A 3,331-nucleotide genomic window follows, 5' to 3' on the forward strand; every position below is an offset into this window, starting at 1 on the left:
GTGGGCGCCGTGATCCTGGTGGTTGCACTCGTCGGGGGGGTGGGGATGGCCTTCAGCGCACGCGGCAACGCCGCACGGCAGCGCCGACAGCAACGCGAACGCTACCTGGACTACCTCGAACTCACCCGTGCCGATATTCGCGAGCTCGCTCAGGCGCGCCAGGCGCTCGAACTGGCGATGCATCCCGAGCCGGCGACGCTGATCGAGATCGCGGTGAACACGGCCCGTCGATGGGAGCGCCGCCCGGCCGACCACGACTTCCTCCGGGTGCGATTCGGACAAGCCGACCGTGGCGGCGTCGAGGTACGACTACCTAAAGAGGAGAACCCGACGCAGCCCGATGACCCTGTCATGAGAGGCGCCGCTGACCGGCTCGCGGATCGGGCAGGGGTGGTCCAAGGCATGCCGGTGACCGTTGACCTGAACCGTGGCGGTCACGTCACGATCGTGGGAGAGCGCCGCGATACGCTCCCGGTCGCGCGCGCCCTCGTGGCCCAACTCGCCGCCTTTCATTCGCCCGACGATCTTCACCTGGCTGCGGTCGTACCGCCCGATGCGCTCTCGCAGTGGCGCGGGCTCGATCTGCTCCCGCACGCTCTGTCCGTCCCCTCGGCCCCCGGTCGCGCACCCGCACGCCGGATCGCGCCGACACTCGCCGCTCTGGACACGATCGTGGGCGAAGAGCTGCGCGAGCGTGCCGCGCATGCCGCGACTGCCCGACGTGGCGGGAGCCGGACCAAGCCCCGTCGACTTGTGCTGTTCATCGACGAAGGGGAACATGCCGCGACTGCGGTCCACACGCCAGACAGCACCGTCGGCTTGGCGGACCTCGGGGTCACCGTGGTGCACGTCATCGACGACCGTCTCAAGGAACCCGGTTCCGTCACGGCACGCATCACCTGCGACGCGGGGTCGGCCACGGTGGAGCACCCACCATCCGATGACATCGTCACCGGCATCCGCTCCGACGTCGTCAGCACCGCCCTGCTGGAGGTGATCGCGCGGCCGCTCGCCGGACTGCGACTGACCCGCACCAGCGCGATCGACACGCAGACCGCGCACGCCCCTGATATCGCCGCCCTGCTCGACGTCGGCGACGTCGACGGCCTCGACCCGCAGGAAGGGTGGCAGCCCCGCACCACCGGCGACTTTCTGCGGGTGCCGATCGGTGTCGACGACCAGGGCTCGGCAGTGCTGCTCGACCTGAAGGAGGCCGCGCAACTGGGCATGGGTCCGCACGGTATCTGTATCGGCGCAACCGGTTCGGGCAAGAGCGAGCTGCTCCGCACGCTGGTGCTCGGGCTCGCCCTGGCCCACCCGCCCTCGGACCTGAGCATGATCCTCGTCGACTACAAGGGCGGCGCAGCCTTCGCGCCTTTCGCCGGCCTGCCGCACGTCGCGGGCATTATCGACAACCTCGCCGACGACCCCCAACTGACCGAACGTGCACGAGCGAGCATCCATGGCGAGGTCGTGCGCCGCCAGCGGCTGCTGAAGGATGCCGGAAATGCGGCATCCATCGGACACTACCGTCACGCGCGCACGACCAACCCCGAACTGCCCGCACTGCCCCACCTGTTCCTCGTGATCGACGAGTTCGGGGAGCTTCTCACCGCGGAACCCGAGTTCGTCGAACTGCTTCTGACCATCGGGCGCATCGGGCGCTCGATCGGGGTACACCTGTTGCTGTCCAGCCAGCGGATCGAAGCCGGCCGGCTGCGCGGGCTGGACACCTACTTGTCCTACCGAATCGGCTTGCGCACTTTCTCGGAGTCCGAATCCGCGGTCGTCCTCGACACGCCAGACGCTTACCATCTGCCTGCGATTCCCGGGTTCGGATACCTCAAGGTCGATACCTCGGTGTATACCCGCTTTCGCGCCGGATTCGTCTCGGGGCCCGTTCCCGACGCGGTGGATGACGCACCGATCCGGCCCGATGAGCCCGTCGTCCGGGAGGTTCCGGCATACGACGTGGCCGCACCGGTGCTCGCTGAGGAACCTGCCGCACCGACCCCCGATGCCCCGACAACGGAACGCACCCTCGTTCACACCGCGGTTGCGCGACTGGTTCGCGCGACCGAACCTACCCGGCCGGTGTGGCTTGCTCCGCTGCCGACGACGCTGACACTCGAAGGCGTTCTCCCGCACGCACCCGACGTTGGCTTGAGCGCGCCGATCGGTCTGCTCGACGACCCGACCCGACAGCGCCAGGACCCCTGGCTGCTCGACCTGACCCGCTCCGGCGGGCACGTCTCGATCACCGGCGCGCCGCAGTCGGGGCGCTCCACGTTTCTTCGCACGCTCGCCGCATCGCTGGCGTTCACTCGCTCGCCACGTGAGGTCAGCATTTATGGGATGGACCTCACCGGCGGAGGCCTCGCACGCATCGAACCGTTCCCGCACGTCGGAGGCGTCGCGACACGTGGTCACCGTGAACGACTCGCCCGGCTCCTCGAAGAGCTCACCGCCATGCTCGCCGTCCGAGAACGTGTGTTCCGCGAGCATGGCCTCGACTCCCTCGCGGACCTGCGCCGACAGCACGCCGCAGGCCGCCTGCCCGAACTCCCCAGCGCCGACGTGGTCCTTCTCATCGACGGATTCGGAGCCCTGCGCACCGACTTCGAGGACCTCGTCGACTCAGTCGTGCGGCTCCTCGAACGGTGCGGGAGCTTCGGCATCCACCTCGTCGTGACGCTGACGCGGTGGGGTGAGCTACGAATGAACGTGCAGGGGCTCGTCGGCACACGGGTCGAACTGCGGCTCAACGATCCTGCCGACTCACAGATCGCCCGCAAACTCGCGCTGACCCTGCGCGCCGACGAACCCGGGCGAGCGCTCTGCGACGACAAGCTGTTCGCCCAGATCGCGCTGCCTGTTCTCGAGCACGTCGACGATGGCGACCTCGGGGAAACCCTGGAAAGGACGGCGCGCGATTCTGCACAGCGGTGGGCCGGCCCCGGCGCTGCGCCGATTCGCCTCTTGCCCGAGGATCTCGACCCGGCAGACCTGCCGGATCCGACGACCGAACCACGCCGCATCCCGATCGGGCTGCGCCAAGACTCGATGCAACCGGTCGCCCTGGACCTCGCCACTCGAGACCCGCACCTGTTGGTGCTCGGCGACAGTCGATGCGGCAAGACCACAGCGCTGCGCGGAATCGTTCAGGGCGCGCTGCAACGCCACACGCCCGATGACCTGGTGATCGGACTGATGGATTCGCGCGGCGATCTTGCCGCCGACGTCCCGGACGCATACCTGGGTGGCCACGCGACCAACAGCCGGCAGGCACGACAGCTCGCCGAGTCGATCGCGACAGAACTCGATGCCCGCC

The 3,331-nt window shown here is 68.7% G+C and carries 1 protein-coding gene; it reads left to right on the plus strand.

The annotated features are described in order from the left end of the window. On the plus strand, positions 1-3,331 hold a 3,331-nt coding region (gene eccCa, locus ACK5KK_RS06285), incomplete at both ends, for a type VII secretion protein EccCa (RefSeq protein WP_416889236.1).

Source organism: Microbacterium sp. (genome assembly GCF_047972865.1).
GTDB lineage: Bacteria > Actinomycetota > Actinomycetes > Actinomycetales > Microbacteriaceae > Microbacterium.